Below are 24,956 nucleotides of genomic sequence, written 5' to 3' on the forward strand. Positions count from 1 at the left end.
AAATAGTGGAAAGAAAGGAAATAAAATGAGTCATTCTGCAGCTATTGAAAATCAAAATATTCAATCATCCGATATCAAAAAGAAAAAAAGAAAACGTTTATTCTCTTATCTTGCATTAAGCATCGCGCTGGCTGGCTCAGGCTCGTTCGCATATTGGGAATTAGTGGGTTCTCGCTATGTTGAGACCGATAACGCCTATACCGATGTCGAGTCCGCTCAGCTCTCTTCCGCGATTACCGGTACGGTAAGTGCCATCCTCGTCACGGATTCTCAGGTGGTAAAAAAAGGCGATGTTCTGATCCAGCTGGATCCTACTGATGCAGAGTTAGCCCTTAATCAGGCGGAAGCAAACCTGAACCTGTCCATTCGGCGGGTAAATGGATATAAGGCCACCGACACAAAACTCGGCGCTGAAGTTGTGGCAAATGAAAAAGAGCAAAAACGTCTGCTGGCCCAGGTTGATGCCGCAAACGCTGACTTCCAGCGCGCGACGGTTGACCTCAAGCGACGCGAGGCGCTCATGCAGACAGGTGCGATTTCAGGCGACGAACTGACGCGTATTCAAAACGTTTATGCTTCCGCTCTGGCAAACCTGAATGCCGCTAAAGCCGCTGTGGCGCAAGCCGATGCAGCAAGACAGGCGGCAGTGGGTGCAAGACAGGCGAATGCCGTAATGATTGAGGATGCAAATACCGAGACCAACCCAGAAGTCGCTCTCGCCAGAGCAAAGCGCGATCAGGCCAGACTGGATCTGGAAAGAACCGTGATCCGTTCGCCAGTTGATGGCGTGGTTGCTCGTCGCCAGGTCGAGCTTGGGCAACGTGTCCAGCCTTCCACGCCGTTATTGTCCGTGGTGCCGGTACAGCAAATTCACGTCAATGCCAACTTCAAGGAAGTTCAGCTCCAGCATGTGAAAGTGGGGCAGAAAGTGGAGCTGGTGAGCGATCTGTATGGCGACAACGTTCCTTTCCATGGAACGGTAGAAGGCTTTGATGGCGGTACCGGCGCAGCGTTTTCAGTTATTCCTGCGCAGAACGCAACGGGTAACTGGATTAAGGTTGTTCAGCGTTTGCCCGTGCGCATCAAACTCAATGCTGATGAGCTTGCAGCACATCCGTTGCGGGTTGGGCTGTCCATGAAAGCGACAGTTAATTTAAAAAGTGAATAACGGAAACCAGGCCATGTCTACATTCGTTATCGATAACCAGCCGCCTTCGCTGAAGGGCGGTATGTTATGGGTGGGTGCCCTGGTTCTTGCAATGGCAAACTTTTTAGCCGTACTCAATATGACCATTGCAAACGTCACTCAGCCCAACATGGCTGGCGCCCTGGGCGCAGGAACCAGCCAGGGAACCTGGATCATCACGGCCTATGCCGTGGCTGAAGCCATAACGGTGCCGCTATCAGGATGGTTAACCACCCGGTTCGGCGGCGTGCGCGTTTTCTGCATTTCCGTGTTCATGTTTGGCATTTTTTCTTTGCTTTGCGGCCTTTCCACTTCTCTGGGAATGCTGCTGATGATGAGGGTTTTTCAGGGGATGGCGGGAGGCCCTCTGATGGCCTTATCACAAACGTTGCTCCTGCGTATTTTCCCGAAAGAAAAATCCATGCAGGCGACGGGATTATGGGCAATGACGACATTGCTGGCGCCCGTTATAGGCCCGGTTCTCGGTGGCTGGATTTGCGATCATTACAGCTGGTCGTGGGTGTTTATTATCAACGTTCCGATGGCCATCGCTTTTTCAGTCATCGCGTGGTCAGTATTAAAAATCTTCGAAGATGAGCTGGTTAATAACGCTATTGATATCGTTGGATTTATTTTACTGGTTATCTGGGTTGGCGCACTGCAGATCATGCTGGATGAAGGGAAAGACCTTGACTGGTTTGCCTCAGAAGAAATTTGGGTTCTGGCGATTGTGGCCTGTATCGGCTTTTTAAGTTTCTGCATCTGGGAGCTGACCGCTGACCATCCGATTGTCGATATCAGCGTTTTTCGCCATCGTGGTTTTTCGGCCAGCATGTTTGTGCTCGCACTCGCGTTTGGATGTTTTTTTGGTCTGAATGTTCTCACGCCGTTGTGGCTACAATATAACTTAGGGTATACAACAACATGGGCAGGGATTGTGGTTGCCTGGGGCGGCCTTCTGCAGGTGGTTTTCTCTCCGGTTGCCGCTAACCTTTCCAACAGAATCGATCCGAGTATTCTTATCTTCTTTGGCTGTGCCTGGCTCGGTCTCGATACCTTCTGGCGCTCCTATGCGACGACCGACATGGATTACTGGTCCATCTGTGTCCCTTTGTTATTCATGGGCGTTGGCATGCCGTTGTACTATGTCCCGATTACGGGGCTTGCAATGGGCTCTGTAGATGAAGCGGAAATGCCCTCGGCGGCCGGGTTAATGAACTTTGTTCGAACGTTATCAGGCGCGTTTGCCACATCGCTCGTGACAACGTCCTGGCAGGACCAGCGCTATATTGCGCATGACAGACTGGCGTCCGTCGTTGACCCGACAGGCGATCTTTCACAGTACATCAACTCGGCGCCTCAGCAAGGTGGGCAGTTTGTTAGGGAGCTTTTTGACAAGATGGTTAACAGCCAAAGCATGATGCTTTCTACCAATAATCTGATGATGTCGATAGGCATCATATTCTTTATCGCTGCTTTTGCGATTGCTTTAGCACCGAAACCTTCGCGCGTGGTCGATGCCGCTTCTGTAGGACATTAATCGTTATTCAGCACAGGGATGTGAGCGTCAAATAAAAGAGAACATTTAATGGAAGAAATACCAGGACTTTCTGTACAGGAAAAGCGTTGCTTAATATCAGAAATATATTTTTCAATATATAAAAAAGTGGACGCTTCCCAGTGGAAGAAGCGTCCTAAATCAGGCAATTATTCAGACACAGATTGAAACCGCTAACTGACGATCTCAGCGATAATATCGCATACTCCCTTCTGTTCATTATTTACATTTTCTGCCATCGCCTACCTGTTTCGCCACTCTTTCTCGCTGGGTCACCGACTCGGTCACAACTTCCGACACGATGAGTAACCCGGCCTTTTTGACAGCGGAAAGGTTTAAACTTTTCGTGATATTCTTTCTTTACTCCCCTTAGTTCCTATACTCGAGCCATATTCGCCACTGTATTAACACCTGTCACGCGCAATACGTTGCGCATAACAGATGAAGATATTTTGTTCTGGAAAAACGTCTATGTCGAAACTGGATTTGAGGTCCAAAAAAACCTGGGGCGCGCTGGCTGCAATCGCCGTTGTCGCCGGTACATTAGCATCTGCTTTTGCATGGACGGCGGGCTGGCTTGGTTCACGCACGGTCAGCCAGGCACTGGTAGGGGAAACACCGAAACCCTTCCCGCCGGGTTTTCGCCGCGCGCATGGAAAAGGCATCTGCTTTGCCGGCACCTTTACGCCAAACGGCTCGGCGGTTTCTCTTTCTGCCTCCCGCCTCTTCTCGCAGCAGGAAGTGCCCGTGGTGGGTCGATTCTCTATTGGTACTGGCGATCCGCATGCCCCGGATAGTACGACCAAAACCCTGAGCATGGCGCTGCTGCTGAAGACAGATGACAAGCAACAATGGCGAATGGCGATGAACAACGAGCCTTTCTTCGCCACGCACAGCCCGGAAGGTTTTCTGGCCTTGCGAAAAGCCACGGCCGTTGATGCGGCCACCGGAAAACCGGATCCGCAGCGTCTGGCAGACTTTTTAAAAGCGTACCCGGAGGCGGAGAAATACCTTAAATGGGCGGCACAAAAACCCGCGCCCGGCAGCTTCGCAGGCGCGACGTTTTACAGCATTAACGCCTTTTACCTTGTGAACGCGCGGGGGGATCGCCAGGCCGTTCGCTGGATGATGCATCCGCACGAGCCTTTCCTGTCGATAAGCGATGAGCAACGACAGAAAGCCGATGACAACTTCCTGTTCGAAAACCTGCGTCAGCGCCTGGCGCAGAAGCCACTCTACTGGGATTACGTTTTGCAGCTCGCACAGCCTAGCGATCCGGTGGATGATCCTTCCCAGCCATGGCCGGACGATCGCAAAAAGGTGGTAGCCGGCACGCTGGAAGTGACGCGGGTCGAAGCACAATCCACAGGCGCGTGCCGCGACGTTAACTTTGATCCTTCTGTCGTTCCCGCAGGCGTTGCGGTGTCTGATGATCCCATCTTAAACGCCCGCTCCGCGGCCTACTCCCACTCTTTCAGCCGCCGTGAGCGGGAAATCGGCTACGGCAAAGCCACCGAAGCCGTGCAAAAGCAGGAGGTAAAATGAGCTCAAATAAAGATATGCGAGCGCACGCGCCGCAGCATTTCAATACCCTGGCGCGAAGCCTGCACTGGCTGATGGCGGTGATGATCCTGACCATGCTTTTCATCGGTGCCGCGATGATGACGTCGTTACATCACCGGATTTGGCTAATCGACCTCCACCGGCCGCTGGGGATCGCCATTTTACTGCTGGCACTGGTTCGTCTGGTCAACCGGCTCCTGAGCCGCACGCCCCCACTTCCTGCCGATTTGCCCGCCTGGCAGGTGCTTGCCGCAAAGGCATCACACTGGATGCTGTATGGGTTAATGCTGGCAATGCCGCTGCTGGGCTGGGCACAGCTGTCGGCTGCGGGCCTGCCAATTGTCATGTTTGATGGCGTCAACCTGCCGGCGATTGTCCCGGCCAGTCCAGCACTCTATGCCTGGTGCCACGACGCCCATAGCCTTCTGGCAAAGTTGCTTTTTGCCGTGGTGCTGGTCCATCTCTCCGCCGCACTCGTTCATGCGTGGATCTACCGGGACACAGTGTTTGCCAGCATGGCGAAAGGGGGTAAGTCGGCGTCAGCCATCCGGGATGACGTGAAGTAAGGCAAGCGGTAGGGGACACGCACAACCAGAATGTTCGTGTCCTCGCTTACCATCATCATCCTGAAACAGCGCACACAACCGGGGCGCGTATTTCGTCGCCAGATCCGCGCGCCAAAAAGCCACGGACACCCCGCAATTATCGTGGAAGATAATATCTCTCAATTAAAGCGGTTATTTTTTAAACAGAAGAGCATTTATGCCCGCAATTTTAGCTTTTATCAAAAAGTTAAGCGTCGCTCTAGTATCAAACACCCTGACACTCGCAACACCTAACTCATTGATTAAAATGAGTTTACAACAATAAAAACGATAAAACCCCCTACTCCCCAACAAAATATATCAACTCGCGTGATATCTAAATTATAATTCTTATACTTCTGTTAAAAAGGTGGAGGTCAAAATGCGATTAACCCTACTGCTGTTATGCTGTCTGGTACAAAGTGTAACCTGGGCTGGCGACCTGCCAAAACCAGTTGGTAAACCCATTTTAACGATTTACGGTAATATAGAAAATACCAATGAAAATGGAAAAGCAGTGTTTGATCTCGCCAGCCTTGAAAAACTCGGAGTAGTGAGTTTCGAGACGACTTCCCCCTGGTATAACGGTCGTACGAAGTTTGAGGGTGTCCCCATGAGCAAGCTCATGGATTATGTGGGTGCAAAAGGTACGAACGTTAATGTTATTGCGCTCAATGATTACTCAACAGTCATCCCTCTCAGCGATTTTAAAAAATACAACGCCATCCTTGCCTTAAAGGTCAATGGCGAATATATGCGCATCCGCGATAAAGGCCCATCGTTCATTGTATACCCCTATGACAGTCTTCCTGAGTTGAATAATCAGATTTATTACTCACGATCAGCATGGCAGGTAAGCAAAATGAAGATTGAGTAGTCGTTCAGGAGAACATAATGAACAGGATACTGGTTGGTATCATTTTTTCTCTTTTTATCACGACAGGATATATTGCATACCTTGTTTATGATCGACAGCAGGAATTGCAAAAACTGACTCAATACACTGAGTCCTGGTCCGTGGCACAACTGGTATCAGAGTATTACCGTTTTGAATCATGGCTTGGTCTATACGCAACCGATACTGACGACGTTACGATAGACCAGGTCCGTATGCGCCTCGAAATTATGCTCAGTCAGGGCGATTTAATGAAAGGGGGCGATTTAGGTCGTTACATTGACAGCGATAAAACGCATCAGGAGCTCGCTTTACGCTTAGAAAAAATACTGGCCTATCTGGATAGTCATCTTGAAAAAATGAGCCACCCGGAGTTACAGGCATACCTGACAAATATGCATGAGCTCGACGCACCGCTCAGCCAGCTGTCTGCAACAGCATTAACAAAAGATATTAACACGGTTAATGAATCCAACAACAAAATACAAATCCTGTATTATATTTATTCCGCACTTTCTTTGCTTCTGGTGATTTTAAGCTTTATTCTTGGCTTCTTAATGATCTACCAGAATAAAAACATTCTGAAAGCACACATGCAGGTTAAAAGTCTGGCTGACGAACTTCAAATATCAAAAGAAAAACTGCAAATTCAGAACTCGAAGCTGGAATATGATGTTTATCATGACTCCCTCACCGGCATGAAAAACCGCCTTTTTTTCTGGGACGATCTCAACAAAATTAATCTTCAGGCAGATAAAAACCACGTCCCCGTCACGGTGATGTTATTTGATTTAGACCGCTTCAAAGAGGTCAACGATACCTATGGCCATGATACGGGAGATTTGCTGTTGAATCAGGTATCCCGACGGCTGACCTCGATGAGCAGCGCAACGGATACGTTTTACCGTTTGGGCGGCGATGAATTCGCCCTTCTCTCCAGCGGACTCACGGAAACCGCCGCCGTTTCGCGCGCCAAAGAAATCAGCGATCATATCAGCCAGCCCTATACGATTAATAATCAGCTGATAAAAATTGCCACCTGCGTGGGCATCGTTTTATCAGATAATGAACGACGCTCTGATTATCTTTACAAATTTGCCGACCTGGCCCTCTACGAAGCGAAAAAAGAAGGTTCGCAGCAGATCAAAGTCTTCCGGCAGTGGATGCTGCAAAGACTGCAGGAAAGCAGGACCCTTGAACATGATATGGCTCTGGCGATCGATCACAATGAATTCGTTGTGTATTACCAGCCTATTGTCGATGCATTCAGCAATGAAATTTACGGCTATGAAGCGCTTATTCGCTGGATACACCCGGTGAAAGGGATACTCGCGCCAGATTATTTTATTTCCGTCGCTGAAAAAACGGGGATGATCAATGAGATCGGCAAGTCGGTGCTTGAGATGGCCTGCCGGGAAGCGGTGTCCTGGGCGGTGCCGGCCAGGATCTCGGTGAATGTCTCACCCGTTCAGCTAGGCACTAAATCGTTTACCACGATGGTACAGTCCATTCTGAAAGAGACGGGGCTACCGGCCAACCGACTTGAGTTAGAGGTAACAGAGTCTTCGCTCTTCAGTGACAGCAACATGCCGATCACTATTCTCAAAAAGCTCCGGGCACTGGGCGTAAAAATTTCCATCGATGATTTCGGAACGGGATATTCCTCGCTTTCACGACTGAGTGAACTGAATTTTGATAAAATTAAAATCGACAAATCCTTTGTGAACCCGATATCCACGCAGGATGATGCCCTAAATATCGTTAAGTTGATTACCGGCATGGCGAAGAGCCTCAATATGCGGGTCATTGCTGAAGGTGTTGAAACCGAAGCGCAGCTTGAACGTCTTCAGGCGCTTGGCTGCGATCTCGTGCAGGGATACCTGTTCGGAAAACCACAGGCTGAGATTGACAGGAAGATTAGATACGGTTGAAATGGTTGTGCGGTTGTTTCTGGCCCAAAATCATGTAGACGATTGATAATCAAAGGTTAAACAATGAAAAAAACAGCCCCGGCCTATACGCCTGTTGATTTATCTCGTTGGCCAAGGAAGGAGCATTTTGAAGTCTTCCAGTCATTTGCTGAATGCACAATTAACCAAACCGTTCTGATCGACATTACCGCGCTGCGAAAACATATCAAAGCGGTGGGCTGGAAGTTTTACCCCACTATCATTTTTCTCCTGTCTAACATCATGAACCGGCATCCTGAGTTCCGCATGGCCATGAAGGACAATGAGCTCGTCGTCTGGAATGAAATTCATCCAAGCTATACGATTTTCCATCCCGAAACGGAGACGTTTTCGTCATTGTGGAGCCACTATGACGGCAATATTCATCACTTCCAGAACACGTATGCAGAAGATACGGCCCGCTATGGAAATAACCTTTCTTACTGGCCCAAGGAAGAGTCACGGGAAAATGTCTTTTTCGTGTCGTCGATTCCGTGGGTAACGTTTACGAACTTTAATATGAACATTGCGCACATGAAGAACTTCTTTTCGCCTATGTTCACGTTTGGAAAATACTACGAGCAGGATGGAAAAGTGCTGTTGCCGCTCGCGGTGCAGGTCCATCATTCGGTGTGCGATGGCTTCCATGTGGCAAGGATGTTTAATGAGTTACAGGAGATGTGTGATGGTTTGTCGGGGCTGTCAGAGGAACCTGGCGCATGATGCCTAAGAAGTGTTGATGTTTTCCTTCTGTCGGGAGTGAGTGAGAAGCCTACCGGCCTTTCATCATTTTATGCGCTTTCCATGTGAGGCCAAGTGGAATCAGATACCAGACCGCAATAACGCCAATAATTGCAACAGGTAAGTAATATAATAGCAGCGAGGGCGTATAAAAGACGGGAAGGAAAATCAGCGGTGCAAGGATAAGCATCAGACAGATAATCCCTCCATAAAAACGCTTGCTCAGTTCATCTATTAATGTTGAAAGCGTTTCGCCAGTATTTTCATTACTACTCAATACCTCTTTCAGACGAGACAATTGCTTATTCGAAAAACCATTATCCAGTAGATCTTTTTCCGTTAGTTCACTGGTCATTTGCTCGCCTATCTTCATGGTGTTATGTTCATGCAAGAATACCCTTAAGATGAGCTTTTTTAAACACTAGCCCAACTGAGGAATTACCAGAGATAGCAGACAGGATTGAGGATCAATAAGCACTATGAATCGCCACAGGTTTAACAGACGCCTCAGAGTCATGTTGGACTGACCCCATCCCGGTAGACGATCCTGCACGTACTCCAGGACGTTTGATACGTCGAACAATGAAAAATAGAGAATTACCGCGTGAAGTCTCAGGGTTTGATTATGTATTCGTTCCGCTGAAATCAGACGTTGGGAAAGCATTTCCTGTTGTCTTCGACCTTATTGCACGTAAAATGACCAGACACATTTTGGGAAGGAGTCTTTAATGGATATTGCGCTGCTCAACAGGGGCTGGAACAGAACATGGTCAGATACCATGGTGAATCTGGAAGCCCGGAAACTCGTCGAAACAGCAAATCGGCTATCAGCATTCTATTTGCAAGATGGGATAACACGTATCAAGTTTGTTGGAGAGATAAAACAGGTTGTAGATAAAGAATTTGAAACAGCACGACGAGCTAAAACCGATGAAGAATGTATTGTATGCATCAAAAATCTTCGTGCTGAAACAGACAACCTGCTTGAACAAGAGCGTCTGTTAAAAACCAAGTCCGCACAGCTTTACGCGAAGGTCGAGTTTGTTAAGGAAAATAATAAAATCGTCGGTTATGTTATATCCGCTGTAAATGTGGTGCTATCAGGCGTGGTTCTCTTTGGTGGCTTTATGATGTTATCCACTATGGGGCCGATTGGTATGCTGGCTGGGGCAGTCCTGATTGCCGATGGAATGAACGGATTAACGAAAGAAGTGCTCAACTTTGATCAGCCAGCAGGACATATACCCTCGCAAGGTATCATTGCTGACTCCGCGATGCATACGGCCCAGTTCATGGGATTTAATCCTAACACGGGCTTGGCTCTCTATAATGGTGTTACTCTTGGTGCCAGTGTGTACAGCATTGTTGGACTCGCTCGAAAAACTGGAGCCTGGAGATTATTCCGCTGGCTTCCACACGATTACTATCGCAAAGTCAGCACAATGAGCACTCCTAAGCTAACAATGAAGATTGTCGGTTATGGTGTTAAAGCAAAAGTGATTTTCGATCTATTGACAACCGAAAATGGAACCAGTTAATCCTTGATAGTTTTTCGGTAACGCCAGGATTTATAGGAAATTACCGGCGGCTGTGCAAAGGACATAATGGCAACCCCAAAGATCATCGCCAGCCCCCATGCAAATGCTCTATCAGGTGAGCTGAAGACGATAAGTAGCAGTAGGATTAAGGCACACACAGCCACCACTCCCGCTAAGGTAACAAATCGCCTAGCGAGGTCATTTATGGCCTCTCCAAGCGTTCCTCCATATTTTTCAATATTGCTTTTTATCTTCTGCAATTCGGGCTGCGTAAACCCTGAACGTAACAAAGCCTCATCAGTCACTTTCATATCGTCTCGTCCCTTATCTTCCAGAAGTGCTTTCCCAATCGCTGATTGTACAAGCAATCATACTGATGAACTTTACAGCAATCCACATGATGTTTGTGCAATGTATCAGATTTAAGACAATAGAAGCCATAAAGCCCCGTTAGTGGTACAAGCAACAAGCGGAGCGTAGCGACTTCATCAGGCCAACCTAGTTGGTTTCGCTTTGCGAAAGTCACCAGTGACCAAATCAGATTGTCAGAGAGATCACACCTTATCAGGGTGCTCGTGTACCTTTCGGAGCGTGAGCGAAGCGCTGGCAGAGCCGGATCTGTTGCTACCGGGGCATTACCACTATTCACCTGTTTACGCAGCCACAAGGCCGCACATCGGGCTTAAATGCGTGTGATCAATCTGTTTCGGGATGGTTTAGAGACGTTGGCAGCGTCATCAGCTTCGAGTTGATAGCGGTTCGTGGGGACTGTTCACGCTTTGTACCTGTTCGAGCTTTACAACTACAGGCCGCTACGTGCTAACATCCCTGAATAGCCACTGTTAACCATAGCGGCAACTGTTGGTCATAGAATCCCTTAAAAAAAGGTTGTATCTTGAGAACAAAAATCGTCTTAACTTATTGTTTTTAAAGGATTTTGTTGTGTGAGTGCCGATAATAGGAGTCGAACCTACGACCTTCGCATTACGAATGCGCTGCTCTACCAACTGAGCTATATCGGCCCTGAGAGGCCGGTTACGAATGTAACCACGGGGCAAAAGGTTAGATCTATCCGGGTGATGCGTCAATGCCCTTTTGAATCAAACGGCTACTTTTGCATCACCCGTGATTATTTACGCACGAATCGTATCGTCACCGAAGCCGATCCACTTGTATGTGGTCAGCGCTTCCAGCCCCATCGGACCGCGCGCGTGCAGTTTCTGCGTGCTAACCGCCACCTCAGCGCCGAGGCCGAACTGGCCGCCGTCGGTGAAGCGAGTTGAGGCATTAACGTATACCGCAGAAGAATCCACCTCGTTCACGAAGCGATCGGCATTGCGCAGCGTACGCGTCAGGATGGCGTCAGAATGCTGCGTGCCATGCTCACGGATGTGCGCAATGGCGTCGTCAAGGTCGGTAACGATTTTCACGTTCAGATCCAGTGACAGGAACTCGTCGTCGTACTGCTCCGCGTTGACGGGAACGACGTTAGCCGGGCCATCCTGCAGCAGTTCGAGCGCACTGGCGTCAGCATGCAGCGTCACGCCGCTCTCTGCCATCTGTTTGCTCAGGGCCGGCAGGAAGGTGTTCGCAATATCCTGATGCACCAGCAGCGTTTCTACGGTGTTACAGGTGCTTGGACGCTGGGTTTTCGCGTTAACGATAATCTTCAGCGCCGGTGCAATCTCAGCGCTGTCGTCGACCACGATGTGACACACTCCAATACCGCCGGTGATCACCGGAATCGTCGACTGCTCGCGGCACAGCTTGTGCAGGCCCGCGCCGCCGCGTGGGATCAGCATGTCGATGTATTTATCCATGCGCAGCATCTCGTTGACCAGCGCGCGGTCTGGGCTCTCGATCGCCTGTACGGCACCCGCCGGTAAGCCACACTCCTCCAGCGCCTGCTGAATGACTTTTACCGTTGCGGCGTTGGTGCGCCAGGTCTCTTTCCCACCGCGCAGAATAGCGGCGTTGCCGGTTTTCAGGCACAGGGAGGCGACATCCACCGTCACGTTTGGACGGGCTTCATAAATAACGCCGATAACGCCGAGCGGCACGCGGCGGCGCTCCAGGCGTAAACCGCTGTCGAGCAGCCCGCCGTCGATCACCTGCCCTACCGGGTCGGCCAGATTGCAGACCTGACGAACATCGTCGGCGATGCCTTTCAGGCGTGCCGGATTCAGCGCCAGACGGTCGAGCATCGCTTCGCTCAGACCGTTGCGACGCGCTTCCAGTAAATCCTGCTCGTTAGCGAGCAAAATCTCCTGGGACTGTGATTCCAGATAATCAGCGATTTTTTCCAGCACGCGGTTTTTCTCGCGGCTGGAAAGGAGCGCCAGTTTGTAAGAGGCGGCCTTCGCGGCGGCGCCCATTTGTTCCAGCATGTTCTGGCTCCTTAACGAATAATCATGTCATCGCGATGCACGGCAACCGGACCATATTCATAGCCCAGAATGGCGTCGATCTGCTGTGAGTGGTGACCCGCGATGCGGCGCAGGGCATCGCTGTTATAGCGGCTTACGCCGTGGGCGATGTCGCGGCCTTCGAGGTTACGGATACGGATCACTTCACCACGGGAGAAGTTGCCTGTCACGCTTTTAATTCCTTTAGGAAGTAATGAACTTCCTCGTTCCAGAATCGCGGCGGTTGCCCCTTCATCGACGACGAGTTCGCCCGCAGGCGGCGCGCCAAATATCCAGCGTTTACGGTTTTCCAGCGGGGATTCCTGAGCGTGGAAGCGGGTGCCGACCGAGATGCCTTCCATCACGTCACCAATCACGCCAGGGCGGCTGCCCGCCGCAATGATGGTGTCGATACCGGCGCGGCACGCCACGTCAGCGGCCTGCAGCTTGGTCCCCATGCCGCCCGTTCCGAGGCCGGACACGCTGTCACCGGCGATGGCGCGCAGCGCATCGTCGATACCGTGAACGTCGGTAATCAGCTCGGCATCCGGGTTAGAGCGCGGATCGGCAGTGAACAGCCCCTGCTGATCGGTCAGAAGCAGTAATTTATCGGCACCGGCCAGAATGGCGGCCAGCGCAGAGAGGTTATCGTTATCGCCTACTTTGATTTCAGCGGTAGCAACGGCATCGTTCTCGTTAATGACCGGAACGATATTGTTGTCCAGCAGCGCGCGCAGGGTATCGCGGGCGTTCAGGAAGCGCTCTCTGTCTTCCATATCCGCACGCGTCAGCAGCATCTGCCCGACGTGGATGCCATAGATAGAGAACAGCTGTTCCCAGAGTTGAATGAGTCGGCTTTGCCCCACGGCGGCCAGCAGCTGTTTGGAGGCTATCGTCGCGGGGAGTTCGGGGTAACCCAGGTGTTCACGCCCGGCGGCAATCGCCCCGGAGGTCACAATCACAATACGATGCCCTGCGGCATGTAACTGAGCGCACTGACGTACAAGCTCAACAATGTGGGCGCGATTTAGGCGGCGCGATCCGCCTGTTAAAACACTGGTACCGAGTTTTACCACCAGCGTCTGGCTGTCACTCATGATTCTCTGCCGTTCAACGATAAGGGAAAGTAATGTCGAACGAACGTTTTAGCAGGAGTCAGCCCCGTTGCCAACTGCCTTAGCACATCGCGAAACACTTTGTTGCGCGGGATCAGGAAGCGTAGCGGGAGAATTTGACACTTTTATTACCGAAATAATAAATCACAGTTTTTTAAAATTATTCTTAGTTTGTCATAAAAGTTTCATTCCAGAACGATAAAACCCTTCCTGTTTTTTCACGGGACTTAAGCATGAGCTTATCGTCCAGCGAATTTTTTAGCGCGTTTATAAGACAGGATCGAAAATGAAAAAGAGCACTCTGGCATTAATGGTTATGGGCGTAGTGGCTTCTGCATCCGTTCACGCAGCTGAAGTTTATAATAAAGATGGTAATAAGCTGGACGTGTACGGCAAAGTGAAAGCCATGCACTACATCAGCGATGATGCCACCAAAGATGGCGATCAGACTTACGTTCGTTTCGGTTTTAAAGGCGAAACCCAGATTAACGATCAGCTGACGGGCTATGGCCGTTGGGAATCTGAATTTGCGGGTAACAAAGCCGAGAGCGACTCCTCTCAGAAAACCCGTCTGGCGTTCGCGGGCCTGAAGCTGAAAAACTTTGGTTCTCTGGATTACGGTCGTAACCTGGGTGCCCTGTATGACGTTGAAGCATGGACCGACATGTTCCCTGAGTTCGGCGGCGACTCTTCCGCGCAGACCGATAACTTCATGACCAAGCGTGCGACCGGTCTTGCTACCTACCGTAACACCGATTTCTTCGGCGCGGTTGACGGTCTGGACATGACCCTGCAGTACCAGGGCAAAAACGAAAACCGTGACGCCAAGAAACAGAACGGTGACGGTTTTGGTACCTCTCTGACCTATGACTTCGGCGGCAGCGATTTCGCCGTCAGCGGCGCTTACACCAACTCTGACCGCACCAATGCGCAGAACCTGTTGGCGCGTGGCCAGGGCCAGAAAGCAGAAGCCTGGGCAACCGGTCTGAAATATGACGCGAACGATATTTATCTGGCAGCGATGTATTCAGAAACCCGCAATATGACGCCAATTTCTGGCGGATTTGTAAATAAAGCGCAAAACTTTGAAGTGGTCGCACAATATCAGTTCGACTTTGGTCTGCGCCCGTCCCTGGGTTATGTCCAGTCTAAAGGCAAAGATATCGAAGGTATTGGTGACGAAGATCTGGTGAAATACATTGACGTTGGCGCGACCTATTACTTCAACAAAAATATGTCCACCTTTGTTGATTATAAAATCAACCAGATTGACGACAAAAATAAACTGGGCGTGAGCAGCGATGACATCGTTGCCCTGGGTATGACCTACCAGTTCTGATGATGCGAAATAAAAAACCGGCCTGTGCCGGTTTTTTTTATTTCGGGGATTAATGCGGACTGGTGCCCTCACCCCGGCCCTCTCCCACGGGGAGAGGGAGAAAACCATCATTTTTTTGTAGGCCGGGTAAGGCGAAGCCGCCACCCGGCGCTGTGACACCATCAGGCAGTCAGCTTCACCGCTTCACTGGAAAAGTTATCTGCGGGCTCGAGCTTGAGATCCAGAGTCGCCAGCAGTGCGCGAGCCTTATCATGGAACTCTTTTAGCGTATATTCCAGGCGGTCAATCACTTCCTGATCTTTAATAGAGGTGGCCTGCCAGTTGCCGTCTTTATTAAACAGGCCAAACTGGTAGCTATACGTAAAGCGTTTTTCCTCTGCTTCCATTTCCATCCACCAGCCCCAGAATTCACGTTTTTCGGGTGCAGGCTTCACGTTGACGCATACAGCCAGGCAGTCGAAAAAAAAGCGATTCTCTTCACACTGCTCTTCTCGAATATACGGGCCGAGAGCCATAAACTTCTTAATCAGTCTACTTTTCGGGTGTCCACTCGGTAACGTCATTGCGATCTCCTTTTGTGAAGCCACTGTTTTACCAAACCAGCAAAATTTAGCAATCTATTAACACAATCTCTGAGCGATCCAGCGCGTAATCTCTTTCAGCGCTTTATCGAAATTCTGATAGACCGGGCTGAACGGCACTTCTAGCAATTTGCCATCCGCAGATGACGACGTGATTAAGCGCGACTCTTCTTCCGGACTGAACGGATCGTTTTTCCAGAATCCCGACAGCATCGGCGTTGGGCAGCGGCGTCCCAGCAACCCTTGCGTTTTTAACGAGTAGCGATTGAGCTCAACGCGCAGCGCTTCGTCTGATGCATCATGCATGCCAAGACGGCTGGCCAGCACATCAAGGTACATTTCAGGTACGCTCCCCTGGCGTGCAGGATCGCTGAGCAGGGCGTGAACGACCGGACCAAGGCAGGCGACGGCTTTCAGGCGAGAAGATTCAAGATAAGCCAGACGCACCGCGACGTTTGCACCAAAGCGGAAGCCAAATGCCGCCACGCGGGTGTGGTCGACCCACGGAATGTTTTCCAGCGCTTTTAGCGCATGCTGGTGCAGCAGGCTGGAATCCTGAGTCAGTTTCCATTTGGAGGAGAAGCCGATTGAGGGCATATCCAGCGTCAGCATGGCGATCCCTTTTGGTGCGAAGTAGCGCTCATACAGGCTGTAATAATCGATTTGCAACGAATCCAGCCCACCGCACATAAGGACGGTCGGGAACGGGCCTTCACCTTCAGGCATATGCAGGAATCCGGTAATGGATGACCCACCCGGAATGGTAAACTCGAGTTCGCGCATCTGGCCCGGCAGGCGTTGAGCCGCCTCTTCATAGGCGCGATTCGCCAGCGCCTGTGCCTGCTCGGCCAACTCATCACCTTTCAGATGTGGATACGCGGCAATGGCGTAGAGATTGGCCGCATGCAGCCAGTGCTTGCCGCTGCGCGTGGCATCCTCTTCCTGGCTGGCTTTTTGCTGCCAGAGCATCGCCTGTTTAGACCACTCGTAGATCCAGTTTCCGCCGCGATAGCCCACTACCGTATCATAGAGTTCGCTGTCGGTACGCTCGGCTTCACTCATCACGATACGCGCCTGCACATCAAGGATTTCACGGGGATCGATACCGCGCCAGACCCACATCAGGCGGTTAATCATACGATACCAGTGGGGCACGTTTTTACCGTCTAACGCGGACTGGACGGCAGGCTGGGTCCCCGGATTAAAGCGACGCACCAGCGTCGACGTTTCAGGGTGTTTGAAACGGGGTTTGAAAAGTGTCTCGGTGAGATTCGCCTGCGTCATTGCGTTGCCTCCATGAATACGTCATATGAAGACTATTGTAACGCGTGGCAGGCCAAAAAGAACAACGCCCGGCATTGCCGGGCGTGTAAAGTTACGTACTGGGATTAACGGCCTGAAATCGGCGGTACGAAGACCACGCCCATATCCCATGGCTGTTCAATCCAGGTATCCTGCGGGATATCAATCACGTAATCGTCAACCAGTGGGCGACCCGCCGGTTTTGCGAAGATAGTGACGAAATGTGCTTTCGGATACATTTCGCGGATAGCGACCGCAGTACCGCCGGTATCTACCAGGTCATCAATCACGATGAAACCTTCACCGTCGCCTTCCGCGCGTTTCAGCACGGTCAGCTCACGCTGGTTGTCATGGTCATAGCTGGAGATGCAAACGGTATCGACATGACGAATACCCAGCTCACGTGCCAGCAGCGCCCCCGGTACCAGACCGCCACGACTGACGGCAATAATGCCTTTCCACTGTTCGGAAGGCATCAGACGCGCAGCCAGTTTGCGTGCGTGAATCTGCAACATGTCCCAGGTGACGACGTATTTTTCGCTCATGTGAAGTGTCCCAGCCTGTTTTTATACGGCTTAAAAAGTGTTCGAGGGGGAAATAGGTTGCGCGAGATTATAGAGATCTGGCGCACTAAAAACCAGTGTTTAGCGCCCTCTGCCTGTGTTTTTACATGCTTTATGCTACCAGCCAGCAGAGAAAGTGGTATTCTCAGTTTCATCTCGCAAGCCTGACTTGTGGTAACTATTAACCTGCTAACCCTGTGACCTGCAACCCTGTTTGCAGCGCCTCGACAAGGAGACTTATCGTGTCTGAACTGTCTCAACTATCTCCGCAGCCGCTGTGGGATATTTTTGCCAAAATCTGCTCCATTCCACACCCTTCCTACCATGAAGAACAGCTTGCCGAACATATTATGGGCTGGGCGAAGGAAAAAGGTCTGCATGCGGAACGTGACCAGGTTGGCAACATTCTGATCCGCAAACACGCCACCGCAGGCATGGAAAACCGCAAACCGGTTGTGCTGCAGGCGCACCTGGACATGGTGCCACAGAAGAACAACGACACCGTTCACGACTTCACCAAAGACCCAATCCAGCCGTACATCGACGGCGACTGGGTGAAAGCACGCGGCACCACCCTGGGCGCGGATAACGGCATCGGTATGGCCTCTGCGCTGGCGGTACTGGCTGACGACAGCGTTGAGCACGGTCCACTGGAAGTGCTGCTGACCATGACCGAAGAAGCGGGCATGGACGGCGCGTTCGGTCTGCAGGCGAACTGGCTGCAGGCAGATATCCTGATCAACACCGACTCCGAAGAAGAAGGTGAGATCTACATGGGCTGCGCGGGCGGGATTGATTTCATCTCTACCCTGCCGCTGTCGCGCGAAGCGATTCCTGCCAGTTTCCAGACCTTCAAGCTGACGCTGAAAGGTCTGAAAGGCGGCCACTCCGGCGGCGATATTCACCTGGGTCTGGGCAACGCCAACAAGCTGCTGGCGCGCTTCCTGGCAGGCCATGCGGCTGAGCTGGATCTGCGTCTGGTTGATTTCAACGGCGGTACCCTGCGCAACGCGATCCCACGCGAAGCCTTCGCCACCGTGGCAGTACCGGCGGCAAAAGCCGACGAGCTGAAAAAACTCTCCACCGTATACCTGGATATCCTGAAAAACGAACTGTCGGCGAAAGAGAAGAACCTGACCGTGGTGCTGGAATCCGTCTCCACGGATAAAGCCGCGCTGACCGCGAAGTCTCGTGACACCTTCGTTCAGCTGCTGAACGCGACGCCAAACGGCGTGATCCGCAACTCTGACGTGGCGAAAGGCGTGGTGGAAACCTCACTGAACGTGGGCGTGGTGACCATGAGCGACGACAGCGCGGAAATCATCTGCCTGATCCGCTCCCTTATCGACAGCGGTAAAGAGTACGTGGTGAGCATGCTGGAATCTCTGGGCACGCTGGCGGGCGCGAAAACGTCTGCAAAAGGCAGCTACCCGGGCTGGCAGCCGGATGCAAGTTCTCCGGTGATGGCGCTGGTGCGTGAAACCTATCAGCGTCTGTTCAACAGCACCCCGAACATTCAGGTGATCCACGCCGGTCTGGAATGTGGTCTGTTCAAGAAGCCGTATCCGGATATGGATATGGTGTCCATCGGGCCAACCATTACCGGACCGCACTCGCCGGATGAGCAGGTTCATATCGAAAGCGTCGGTCACTACTGGACGCTGCTGACTGAACTGCTGAAAGCGATCCCCGTTAAGTAATTCCCTCACCCCAGCCCTCTCCCAAAGGGAAAGGGTGAACAACGTAGGCCCGGTAAGCATAGCGCACCGGGCTTTTTTACAATCCTAATACCAGCTGTCGCTCTAACTGCGGATCCAGCAGCGTGACGTGCAATCCCACCAGCCTTACTCCTCGCCCGCCTCGTCTTTCTTCCCATGCCTTTTTTGCCGTCGCGATAAGATCGTCTTTATTCAGTCGCGGCCAGACGTGTTCCTGCGTGGTCTGCTGGAAGTCGTTGAATTTTAATTTGATACCCTGACGGGCAATCAGCAGGTCTGGCTTCACCTTGCTTAAGCGTCGCTCCAGCTCCGGGTAGAGCTGTTCTGTGATAATGGTTTCGCATTCGGACCAGTCATGAATATCTTCAATGAGGGTGCGCTCAACGCCGACGGATTTCCGCAGCCGTTCGCTGTTCACATCGCGATCGTCAATCCCCTGGCTGCGCTCCCACAGCACGCGGCCAAACTTCCCGAAGCGCTTGAGCAGCATGGCGAGGTCGCTTCGCTGCACGTCTTCGCAGGTCCGTAGCCCCATGCTTTCCAGCTTTGCGGCGGAGACTTTCCCGACGCCGGGGATTTTACCGAGCGGTAGCGTTTTCAAAAACACAGGCACCTCTTCCGGCGTGATGACGTACTGGCCGTTGGGCTTATTTAAATCGGAGGCGATTTTGGCGAGGAATTTAACGGGCGCGACCCCCGCCGATGCCGTCAGATTCAGCTCGTTGAAAATCGTCTGGCGGATCTCCTGCGCCATCAGCGTGGCGGAGCCGTGGCAATGCACGCTGTCGGTCACATCGAGATAGGCTTCGTCCAGCGACAGCGGCTCTATCAGAGAGGTATAGCGGGAAAAGATTTCTCGAATATGAAGGGAAGCCTCTTTATAGGCGTCGAACCGCCCGGGCAGAAGCGTGAGATGAGGGCAAAGCTTTAAGGCCATCGCCGTCGGCATGGCGCTGCGCACGCCAAATTTGCGCGCAGGATAGTTGGCGGTGCTGATGACACCACGCTGAACGCGGCTGCCGCCAATGGCGATGGGAATATCCCGCAGCGCCGGGTTGTCACGCATCTCCACTGCGGCAAAAAAGCAGTCCATATCGACATGGATTATTTTGCGCATAGTAAGCCCTCACTCATCACTGGATAAGTATACAGTAAACAAATGAGGATTGAGAAGTGTACGTGTGAATCGTCGGGTGGTGGCTTCGCCTTACCCGACCTGGCAGATTAAATGATGCGCTGCTGCTCGCGGGCCATTCTTTTTTTCCGCGCATCGCACGGTTCCGGGCAGTCGCAGACCTTTTCCATCCCAATGGAGGAAATACCGCCGCAGCTGCCCTGAATGCTTTTCCGTTTAACTATCCAGCCTAACGACATGCCGAAGATGACAAGCACAAACACCACAAAGGTTGCCAGAAACGTCAGCATCATCAGCCTCCAAAATCATCGAGCATGATGTTCTCATCTTCAACGCCGAGATCTTTCAGCATCTTAATCACGGCGGCGTTCATCATCGGCGGACCACACATATAGAACTCGCAGTCCTCGGGTGCAGGGTGCTGTTTGAGGTAGTTTTCATACAGCACGTTGTGGATGAACCCCGTATAGCCCGTCCAGTTATCTTCCGGCTGCGGATCGGAGAGCGCCACATGGAAGGTAAAGTTCGGGTTTTCACGCGCCAGCTGTTCAAACTCGTCGTCATAGAACATTTCGCGCAGCGAACGCGCCCCGTACCAGAAGCTGATTTTACGCTTGCTGCCGAGCCGCTTGAGCTGGTCAAAAATGTGCGAGCGCATCGGGGCCATTCCCGCCCCGCCGCCGATAAAGACCATTTCCGCATCAGTATCTTTCGCAAAGAACTCCCCGAACGGACCGGAGATGGTCACCTTATCTCCCGGCTTCAGAGACCAGATGTATGACGACATCACGCCCGGCGGTGCATCCGGCACATTCGGTGGCGGCGTGGCGATACGCACGTTGAGCATGATAATGCCCTTCTCTTCCGGATAGTTGGCCATCGAGTAGGCGCGCAGCGTCGGCTCTTTTACCTCGGATACAAAGCGGAAGAGATTGAATTTGTCCCAGTCGGCGCGGTATTCATCCGGCACATCGAAGTCCGCATACGCCACGGTATGCTCAGGACACTCAATCTGAATGTAACCCCCGGCGCGGAACGGAACATCTTCCCCTTCCGGTACGCGCAGCTTCAGCTCTTTAATAAAGGTGGCTTTGTTATCATTAGAGATAACCTCGCACTCCCATTTTTTAACGCCGAAGATCTCTTCCGGCAGCTCAATCTTCATGTTCTGGCGCACCGCGACCTGGCAGGCCAGACGGCAACCCTCTTTTGCCTCACGCTTAGTGATATGCGCCAGCTCGGTGGGCAAAATATCGCCACCGCCCTCTTTTACCGTCACGCGGCACTGCCCGCAGGAGCCGCCGCCGCCGCAGGCTGAGGAGACAAAAATACCGTTACCGGAGAGCGTGTTGAGCAGTTTATCTCCCGCAGGCGTGCGGATCTGATTCTGCGGATCGTCATTAATATCAATCACCACGTCGCCGGAATTCACCAGCTTCGCGCGCGCCGCCAGAATGAGTCCTGACAGCACCAGTACAATCAGCGTGAACATCACCACGCCAAGAATAATTTCCATCTGTTAGCCCTTATAGCTGCACACCGGAGAAGGACATAAAGCCCAGCGCCATCAGCCCGGTGGTGATAAAGGTGATCCCTAAGCCACGCAGACCCGCAGGCACGTTGGCATATTTCATTTTCTCGCGGATCCCCGCCATGGTGACAATCGCCAGCATCCAGCCGATGCCGGAACCAAAACCGTACACCACGGATTCACTGAAGTTGTAATCACGCTGAACCATAAACGAGACGCCGCCAAAGATGGCGCAGTTCACCGCGATCAGCGGCAGGAAGATCCCCAGCGCGTTGTACAGCGACGGGAAGTACTTATCGAGGATCATTTCGAGGATTTGCACCAGCGCTGCGATCACCCCGATAAAGGTGATGAAGTTCAGGAAGCTGAGATCAACTCCTTCCACCAGCGCGCCGTCCCGCAGCACGAAGTTGTACACCAGATTGTTAATCGGAACCGAAAGTCCCAACACAACGGTGACCGCCACCCCCAGGCCAAATGCCGTGGAGACCTTTTTAGACACGGCCAGGAACGTACACATGCCGAGGAAAAACGCGAGCGCCATGTTTTCAACAAACACCGCGCGCACAAACAAACTCAGGTAATGAGCCATCGTCGGTTACTCCTTTTCCTGCTGTTCTGGCTTCAGCGTACGAATCAGCCAGATCAGCAAACCGATAATGAAAAATGCGCTAGGGGCCAACAGGAACAGGCCGTTTGGCAGATACCAGCCACCGTTCTGTACCGTGTCCAGCACCGTGATGCCAAACAGCTTGCCGCTGCCAATCAGCTCGCGCAGGAACCCCACGGTCAGCAGGATCGCGCCGTAGCCCAGGCCGTTGCCGATACCGTCCATAAAGCTCGCCAGCGGCGGCATTTTCATGGCGTAGGCTTCCGCACGCCCCATGACGATACAGTTGGTGATAATCAGCCCGACAAACACCGAGAGCTGTTTGGAGGTTTCATAGGCGAAGGCGCGCAGCAGCTGATCGACCACGATCACCAGCGAGGCGATGATCGCCATCTGCACGATGATCCTCACGCTGTTGGGAATGTGGTGGCGGATCATCGAGATAAACATGCTCGAAAACGCCGTGACCAGCGTGACGGCCAGCGTCATCACCACCGCCGTTTCCAGCTTGGTCGTTACCGCCAGGGCCGAACAGACGCCCAGCACCTGCAGCGTGATCGGGTTATTGGCGAGCAGTGGGCCAATGAGCACCTTTTTCACTTCTTTCAGTTCACCGGTATCAGCCATTGTTCAGCGCTCCTTCACGTACGTTTTTCAGGAAAGGACCAAAGCCCAGCTCGCCCATCCAGAAATCAAAACTGTGCTGCACCCCGTTTGAGGTGAGCGTGGCGCCGGAAAGCCCGTCGACCGCGTAGTCGTCACCGGGACGTGCCGCCCCTTTCATCACCTTCAGCGCAGGCAGACCGTTATCGTCGAGCACTTTCTTGCCGACAAACTGTGCCCGCCAGTTCGGATTTTCCACTTCGCCGCCCAGCCCCGGCGTTTCGCCCTGGTCATAATACGCAATGCCTTTAACGGTGCGGCCATCCGTATCAAGGGCCACAAAGGCATACATCATTGACCACAGGCCGTTGCCGTAGACAGGAAGCACCACTTCCTGAATGCGTTTTTGGGGGTCACGCACCAGGTAAATTTCGGCCAGGTTGCTGCGACGCTTAATCCCGGCCGGATCTTGCGATGCCTCGAGCGTCACGCTCATCTGCGGATCTTTCAGCGCCAGCGCCTGGTTGAAGGTTGCCGGGTCTTTATCCAGCAGTTCACCCGTTTTTAAATCCACCAGCCGCGCGGAAATACGTTCGGCAAAGACGGCCGAAACGTCGTCTGCGCTCATTCCTTCCTGCATCAGCCCGGCCACGGCCAGAATGTTGCGCTGTTTATCCAGCGCGCGTTGCTCCTGCTGCAGAGGTTTTAACCCGACGGCAGAACCGGCCACGACGATGGAACAGACCAGACAGAGCACCAGCACCACCAGCAGCGTTTTGCTGATGCTGTCGTTATTTTTTACCTCAGCCACGCGCCTTCCTCCGCTTGATGTTGGCCCGCACCACCAGGTAGTCGAACAGCGGCGCAAACAGGTTGGCAAACAGAATGGCCAGCATCATCCCTTCCGGATAGGCCGAGTTGACCACGCGGATCAGGACACACATCGCGCCAATGAGCACGCCATAGCTCCATTTACCTTTGTCTGTAAACGAGGCCGAGACCGGGTCCGTCGCCATGAACATCATGCCGAACGCGAAGCCCCCCAGCACCAGATGCCAGTACCACGGCATGGAGAACATCGGGTTGGTAGTAGAACCGATAACGTTGAACAGGGTGGCGGTCAGCACCATGCCGATCATCACGCCCGCCACAATCCGCCAGGAGGCCACACGTCCGAAAAGAATGATCGCCCCGCCAAGCAAAATCATCAGCGTCGAGACTTCACCGATGGAGCCCGGAATGTTGCCAATAAAGGCATCAAGCCAGGTGACTGGCTGACCCGTCGCGTTGTTCACCAGCGTTTCGCCACCGTGGGCTGCCCACTGTGAAAGCGGCGTCGCGCCGGAAAAACCGTCTGCCGCCGTCCAGACCAGATCGCCTGAGATTTGCGCCGGATAGGCAAAGAAGAGGAACGCACGTCCCGCCAGCGCCGGGTTGAGGAAGTTCCGCCCGGTGCCGCCGAAGATCTCTTTGGCAATCACCACGCCGAAACTGATGCCCAGCGCTGCCTGCCAGAGCGGTAAGGTGGGCGGGACAATCAGGGCAAACAGAATCGAGGTCACGAAGAAGCCTTCGTTGATCTCGTGTTTACGGATGATGGCAAACAGCACTTCCCAGAAGCCGCCCACGATAAATACCGTGAGGTAAATCGGCAGGAAGAACACCGCGCCCAGCGTCATCATACTGATCCAGCCCGCGTCTGCAGCGAAGCTCACCCCTAACGAATGGGCCAGACGGTAGTGCCAGTCAGACTGGAGCACCTGCGCCAGCTGCTGTGCATCGTACATGTGGTGCAGCGCCGGAATGGTCTGCAGACCGACGTTGTACATCCCCCAGAACATCGCCGGGAAGACCGCAAACCACACCAGGATCATCATCCGCTTAAGGTCGATGGCGTCGCGAACGTGCGCCGCGCCTTTCGTCACCAGCCCCGGCGTGTAGAAAATGGTCGCCGTTGCTTCATACAGCGGGTAGTACTTTTTGAGCTTCCCTTCGGTAAAGTGCGGCTCAATTTTTTCAAAGAGGTGTTTTAAGCCCATC

The 24,956-nt window shown here is 52.5% G+C and carries 24 protein-coding genes and 1 tRNA gene; 10 read left to right on the top strand and 15 right to left on the bottom strand.

The window, feature by feature from the left end; translation table 11 throughout:
* The first annotated feature begins 25 nt into the window (after positions 1-25).
* The 7 genes from BM007_RS08455 to catA all read left to right on the top strand — a co-directional run bounded on the left by BM007_RS08455 (position 26) and on the right by catA (position 8,458).
* Positions 26-1,168 carry an HlyD/EmrA/EmrK family protein gene (locus BM007_RS08455; protein WP_090418111.1) on the top strand — a complete coding sequence of 381 codons (1,143 nt, stop codon included), beginning with the start codon at positions 26-28 and terminating at the stop codon, positions 1,166-1,168.
* A 13-nt stretch (positions 1,169-1,181) separates the two neighbouring features.
* On the top strand, positions 1,182-2,726 hold the full coding sequence (locus BM007_RS08460) for a DHA2 family efflux MFS transporter permease subunit (protein WP_254780643.1): 1,545 nt from the start codon (positions 1,182-1,184) through the stop codon (positions 2,724-2,726).
* Positions 2,727-3,215: 489 nt separating this feature from the next.
* Positions 3,216-4,289, top strand: a complete 1,074-nt coding sequence (locus BM007_RS08465; protein WP_090418114.1) for a catalase family peroxidase — start codon at positions 3,216-3,218, stop codon at positions 4,287-4,289.
* Entirely contained in the window at positions 4,286-4,873 is a 588-nt protein-coding gene (locus BM007_RS08470; protein ID WP_090418116.1) for a cytochrome b, read from the top strand. The genes BM007_RS08465 and BM007_RS08470 overlap by 4 nt, the downstream gene beginning before the upstream one ends.
* Positions 4,874-5,273: 400 nt before the next feature.
* Positions 5,274-5,768 carry a putative pterin-binding protein gene (locus tag BM007_RS08480; protein WP_024909477.1) on the top strand — a complete coding sequence of 165 codons (495 nt, stop codon included), beginning with the start codon at positions 5,274-5,276 and terminating at the stop codon, positions 5,766-5,768.
* A 17-nt stretch (positions 5,769-5,785) separates the two neighbouring features.
* Positions 5,786-7,717 carry a putative bifunctional diguanylate cyclase/phosphodiesterase gene (locus BM007_RS08485; RefSeq protein ID WP_032646104.1) on the top strand — a complete coding sequence of 644 codons (1,932 nt, stop codon included), beginning with the start codon at positions 5,786-5,788 and terminating at the stop codon, positions 7,715-7,717.
* A 63-nt stretch (positions 7,718-7,780) separates the two neighbouring features.
* Positions 7,781-8,458, top strand: a complete 678-nt coding sequence (gene catA / locus BM007_RS08490; protein WP_024909475.1) for a type A chloramphenicol O-acetyltransferase — start codon at positions 7,781-7,783, stop codon at positions 8,456-8,458.
* Between the two features lie 49 nt (positions 8,459-8,507).
* Here the strand turns inward: catA and BM007_RS08495 are convergent, their stop codons facing one another.
* Positions 8,508-8,831: a hypothetical protein gene (locus BM007_RS08495; protein WP_061715936.1), complete on the bottom strand. Its 324-nt coding sequence runs from the start codon at positions 8,829-8,831 to the stop codon at positions 8,508-8,510.
* Positions 8,832-9,204: 373 nt separating this feature from the next.
* On the opposite strand from BM007_RS08495, the gene BM007_RS08500 reads away from it, so the two are divergent.
* The gene (locus tag BM007_RS08500; RefSeq protein ID WP_024909473.1) at positions 9,205-10,014 is read left to right on the top strand and encodes a DUF4225 domain-containing protein; all 810 of its coding nucleotides are present in this window, start codon (positions 9,205-9,207) and stop codon (positions 10,012-10,014) included.
* Here the strand turns inward: BM007_RS08500 and BM007_RS08505 are convergent.
* The 4 genes from BM007_RS08505 to proB all read right to left on the bottom strand — a co-directional run bounded on the left by BM007_RS08505 (position 10,011) and on the right by proB (position 13,516).
* On the bottom strand, positions 10,011-10,325 hold the full coding sequence (locus BM007_RS08505; RefSeq protein WP_020882780.1) for a hypothetical protein: 315 nt from the start codon (positions 10,323-10,325) through the stop codon (positions 10,011-10,013). The two genes, BM007_RS08500 and BM007_RS08505, sit on opposite strands and share 4 nt — an antisense overlap.
* A 638-nt stretch (positions 10,326-10,963) precedes the next feature.
* Positions 10,964-11,036, bottom strand: a tRNA-Thr gene (locus BM007_RS08510).
* 111 nt (positions 11,037-11,147) lie between these two features.
* A complete protein-coding gene (gene proA / locus BM007_RS08515) occupies positions 11,148-12,401 on the bottom strand; it encodes a glutamate-5-semialdehyde dehydrogenase (protein WP_061715909.1) in 1,254 nt (417 codons plus the stop codon).
* 11 nt (positions 12,402-12,412) lie between these two features.
* Entirely contained in the window at positions 12,413-13,516 is a 1,104-nt protein-coding gene (proB, locus tag BM007_RS08520) for a glutamate 5-kinase (RefSeq protein WP_061715910.1), read from the bottom strand.
* 304 nt (positions 13,517-13,820) lie between these two features.
* On the opposite strand from proB, the gene phoE reads away from it, so the two are divergent.
* Positions 13,821-14,873 carry a phosphoporin PhoE gene (phoE, locus tag BM007_RS08525; RefSeq protein ID WP_090418123.1) on the top strand — a complete coding sequence of 351 codons (1,053 nt, stop codon included), beginning with the start codon at positions 13,821-13,823 and terminating at the stop codon, positions 14,871-14,873.
* Positions 14,874-15,034: 161 nt separating this feature from the next.
* Here the strand turns inward: phoE and crl are convergent, their stop codons facing one another.
* From crl to gpt, 3 genes are all read right to left on the bottom strand, one after another.
* Positions 15,035-15,436, bottom strand: a complete 402-nt coding sequence (crl, locus tag BM007_RS08530) for a sigma factor-binding protein Crl (RefSeq protein WP_024909470.1) — start codon at positions 15,434-15,436, stop codon at positions 15,035-15,037.
* Between the two features lie 57 nt (positions 15,437-15,493).
* Positions 15,494-16,738, bottom strand: a complete 1,245-nt coding sequence (frsA, locus tag BM007_RS08535; protein WP_024909469.1) for an esterase FrsA — start codon at positions 16,736-16,738, stop codon at positions 15,494-15,496.
* A 104-nt stretch (positions 16,739-16,842) separates the two neighbouring features.
* Positions 16,843-17,301: a xanthine phosphoribosyltransferase gene (gene gpt / locus BM007_RS08540; RefSeq protein WP_010427903.1), complete on the bottom strand. Its 459-nt coding sequence runs from the start codon at positions 17,299-17,301 to the stop codon at positions 16,843-16,845.
* Between the two features lie 260 nt (positions 17,302-17,561).
* Here gpt and pepD point away from each other — a divergent pair, with 260 nt between their 5' ends.
* Positions 17,562-19,019: a cytosol nonspecific dipeptidase gene (gene pepD, locus BM007_RS08545; RefSeq protein ID WP_090418126.1), complete on the top strand. Its 1,458-nt coding sequence runs from the start codon at positions 17,562-17,564 to the stop codon at positions 19,017-19,019.
* A 76-nt stretch (positions 19,020-19,095) separates the two neighbouring features.
* Here the strand turns inward: pepD and dinB are convergent, their stop codons facing one another.
* The 7 genes from dinB to BM007_RS08580 form a co-directional block, all read right to left on the bottom strand.
* Positions 19,096-20,154 (bottom strand): DNA polymerase IV, encoded by a 1,059-nt coding sequence (dinB, locus tag BM007_RS08550; protein ID WP_090418129.1) that lies wholly within the window; start codon positions 20,152-20,154, stop codon positions 19,096-19,098.
* Between the two features lie 107 nt (positions 20,155-20,261).
* Positions 20,262-20,465 (bottom strand): (Na+)-NQR maturation NqrM, encoded by a 204-nt coding sequence (gene nqrM, locus BM007_RS08555; protein WP_023615899.1) that lies wholly within the window; start codon positions 20,463-20,465, stop codon positions 20,262-20,264.
* Positions 20,465-21,688, bottom strand: a complete 1,224-nt coding sequence (nqrF, locus tag BM007_RS08560; protein WP_061715912.1) for an NADH:ubiquinone reductase (Na(+)-transporting) subunit F — start codon at positions 21,686-21,688, stop codon at positions 20,465-20,467. The genes nqrM and nqrF overlap by 1 nt, the downstream gene beginning before the upstream one ends.
* A 10-nt stretch (positions 21,689-21,698) precedes the next feature.
* Complete coding sequence (gene nqrE / locus BM007_RS08565) at positions 21,699-22,295, bottom strand: NADH:ubiquinone reductase (Na(+)-transporting) subunit E (protein ID WP_023334613.1); 597 nt, start codon at positions 22,293-22,295, stop codon at positions 21,699-21,701.
* 6 nt (positions 22,296-22,301) lie between these two features.
* Entirely contained in the window at positions 22,302-22,940 is a 639-nt protein-coding gene (locus tag BM007_RS08570; RefSeq protein WP_024909466.1) for an NADH:ubiquinone reductase (Na(+)-transporting) subunit D, read from the bottom strand.
* On the bottom strand, positions 22,933-23,727 hold the full coding sequence (locus tag BM007_RS08575) for a Na(+)-translocating NADH-quinone reductase subunit C (protein WP_061715913.1): 795 nt from the start codon (positions 23,725-23,727) through the stop codon (positions 22,933-22,935). Before BM007_RS08575 ends, BM007_RS08570 begins: the two co-directional genes overlap by 8 nt.
* Positions 23,720-24,955, bottom strand: a complete 1,236-nt coding sequence (locus BM007_RS08580; RefSeq protein WP_090418132.1) for an NADH:ubiquinone reductase (Na(+)-transporting) subunit B — start codon at positions 24,953-24,955, stop codon at positions 23,720-23,722. Before BM007_RS08580 ends, BM007_RS08575 begins: the two co-directional genes overlap by 8 nt.
* Between the last annotated feature and the right edge of the window lies 1 nt (position 24,956).

It is taken from the genome of Enterobacter sp. NFIX59 (assembly GCF_900113755.1).
Taxonomy (GTDB): Bacteria; Pseudomonadota; Gammaproteobacteria; order Enterobacterales; family Enterobacteriaceae; genus Enterobacter; species Enterobacter pseudoroggenkampii.

Excerpts from the sequence above, each read along its gene's own strand:
- BM007_RS08455 (WP_090418111.1), top strand. The coding sequence starts at position 26 with ATGAGTCATTCTGCAGCTATTGAAAATCAAAATATTCAATCATCCGAT.
- BM007_RS08460 (WP_254780643.1), top strand. The coding sequence starts at position 1,182 with ATGTCTACATTCGTTATCGATAACCAGCCGCCTTCGCTGAAGGGCGGT.
- BM007_RS08465 (WP_090418114.1), top strand. The coding sequence starts at position 3,216 with ATGTCGAAACTGGATTTGAGGTCCAAAAAAACCTGGGGCGCGCTGGCT.
- BM007_RS08470 (WP_090418116.1), top strand. The coding sequence starts at position 4,286 with ATGAGCTCAAATAAAGATATGCGAGCGCACGCGCCGCAGCATTTCAAT.
- BM007_RS08480 (WP_024909477.1), top strand. The coding sequence starts at position 5,274 with ATGCGATTAACCCTACTGCTGTTATGCTGTCTGGTACAAAGTGTAACC.
- BM007_RS08485 (WP_032646104.1), top strand. The coding sequence starts at position 5,786 with ATGAACAGGATACTGGTTGGTATCATTTTTTCTCTTTTTATCACGACA.
- catA (WP_024909475.1), top strand. The coding sequence starts at position 7,781 with ATGAAAAAAACAGCCCCGGCCTATACGCCTGTTGATTTATCTCGTTGG.
- BM007_RS08495 (WP_061715936.1), bottom strand. The coding sequence starts at position 8,831 with ATGACCAGTGAACTAACGGAAAAAGATCTACTGGATAATGGTTTTTCG.
- BM007_RS08500 (WP_024909473.1), top strand. The coding sequence starts at position 9,205 with ATGGATATTGCGCTGCTCAACAGGGGCTGGAACAGAACATGGTCAGAT.
- BM007_RS08505 (WP_020882780.1), bottom strand. The coding sequence starts at position 10,325 with ATGAAAGTGACTGATGAGGCTTTGTTACGTTCAGGGTTTACGCAGCCC.
- proA (WP_061715909.1), bottom strand. The coding sequence starts at position 12,401 with ATGCTGGAACAAATGGGCGCCGCCGCGAAGGCCGCCTCTTACAAACTG.
- proB (WP_061715910.1), bottom strand. The coding sequence starts at position 13,516 with ATGAGTGACAGCCAGACGCTGGTGGTAAAACTCGGTACCAGTGTTTTA.
- phoE (WP_090418123.1), top strand. The coding sequence starts at position 13,821 with ATGAAAAAGAGCACTCTGGCATTAATGGTTATGGGCGTAGTGGCTTCT.
- crl (WP_024909470.1), bottom strand. The coding sequence starts at position 15,436 with ATGACGTTACCGAGTGGACACCCGAAAAGTAGACTGATTAAGAAGTTT.
- frsA (WP_024909469.1), bottom strand. The coding sequence starts at position 16,738 with ATGACGCAGGCGAATCTCACCGAGACACTTTTCAAACCCCGTTTCAAA.
- gpt (WP_010427903.1), bottom strand. The coding sequence starts at position 17,301 with ATGAGCGAAAAATACGTCGTCACCTGGGACATGTTGCAGATTCACGCA.
- dinB (WP_090418129.1), bottom strand. The coding sequence starts at position 20,154 with ATGCGCAAAATAATCCATGTCGATATGGACTGCTTTTTTGCCGCAGTG.
- nqrM (WP_023615899.1), bottom strand. The coding sequence starts at position 20,465 with ATGATGCTGACGTTTCTGGCAACCTTTGTGGTGTTTGTGCTTGTCATC.
- nqrF (WP_061715912.1), bottom strand. The coding sequence starts at position 21,688 with ATGGAAATTATTCTTGGCGTGGTGATGTTCACGCTGATTGTACTGGTG.
- nqrE (WP_023334613.1), bottom strand. The coding sequence starts at position 22,295 with ATGGCTCATTACCTGAGTTTGTTTGTGCGCGCGGTGTTTGTTGAAAAC.
- BM007_RS08570 (WP_024909466.1), bottom strand. The coding sequence starts at position 22,940 with ATGGCTGATACCGGTGAACTGAAAGAAGTGAAAAAGGTGCTCATTGGC.
- BM007_RS08580 (WP_090418132.1), bottom strand. The coding sequence starts at position 24,955 with ATGGGCTTAAAACACCTCTTTGAAAAAATTGAGCCGCACTTTACCGAA.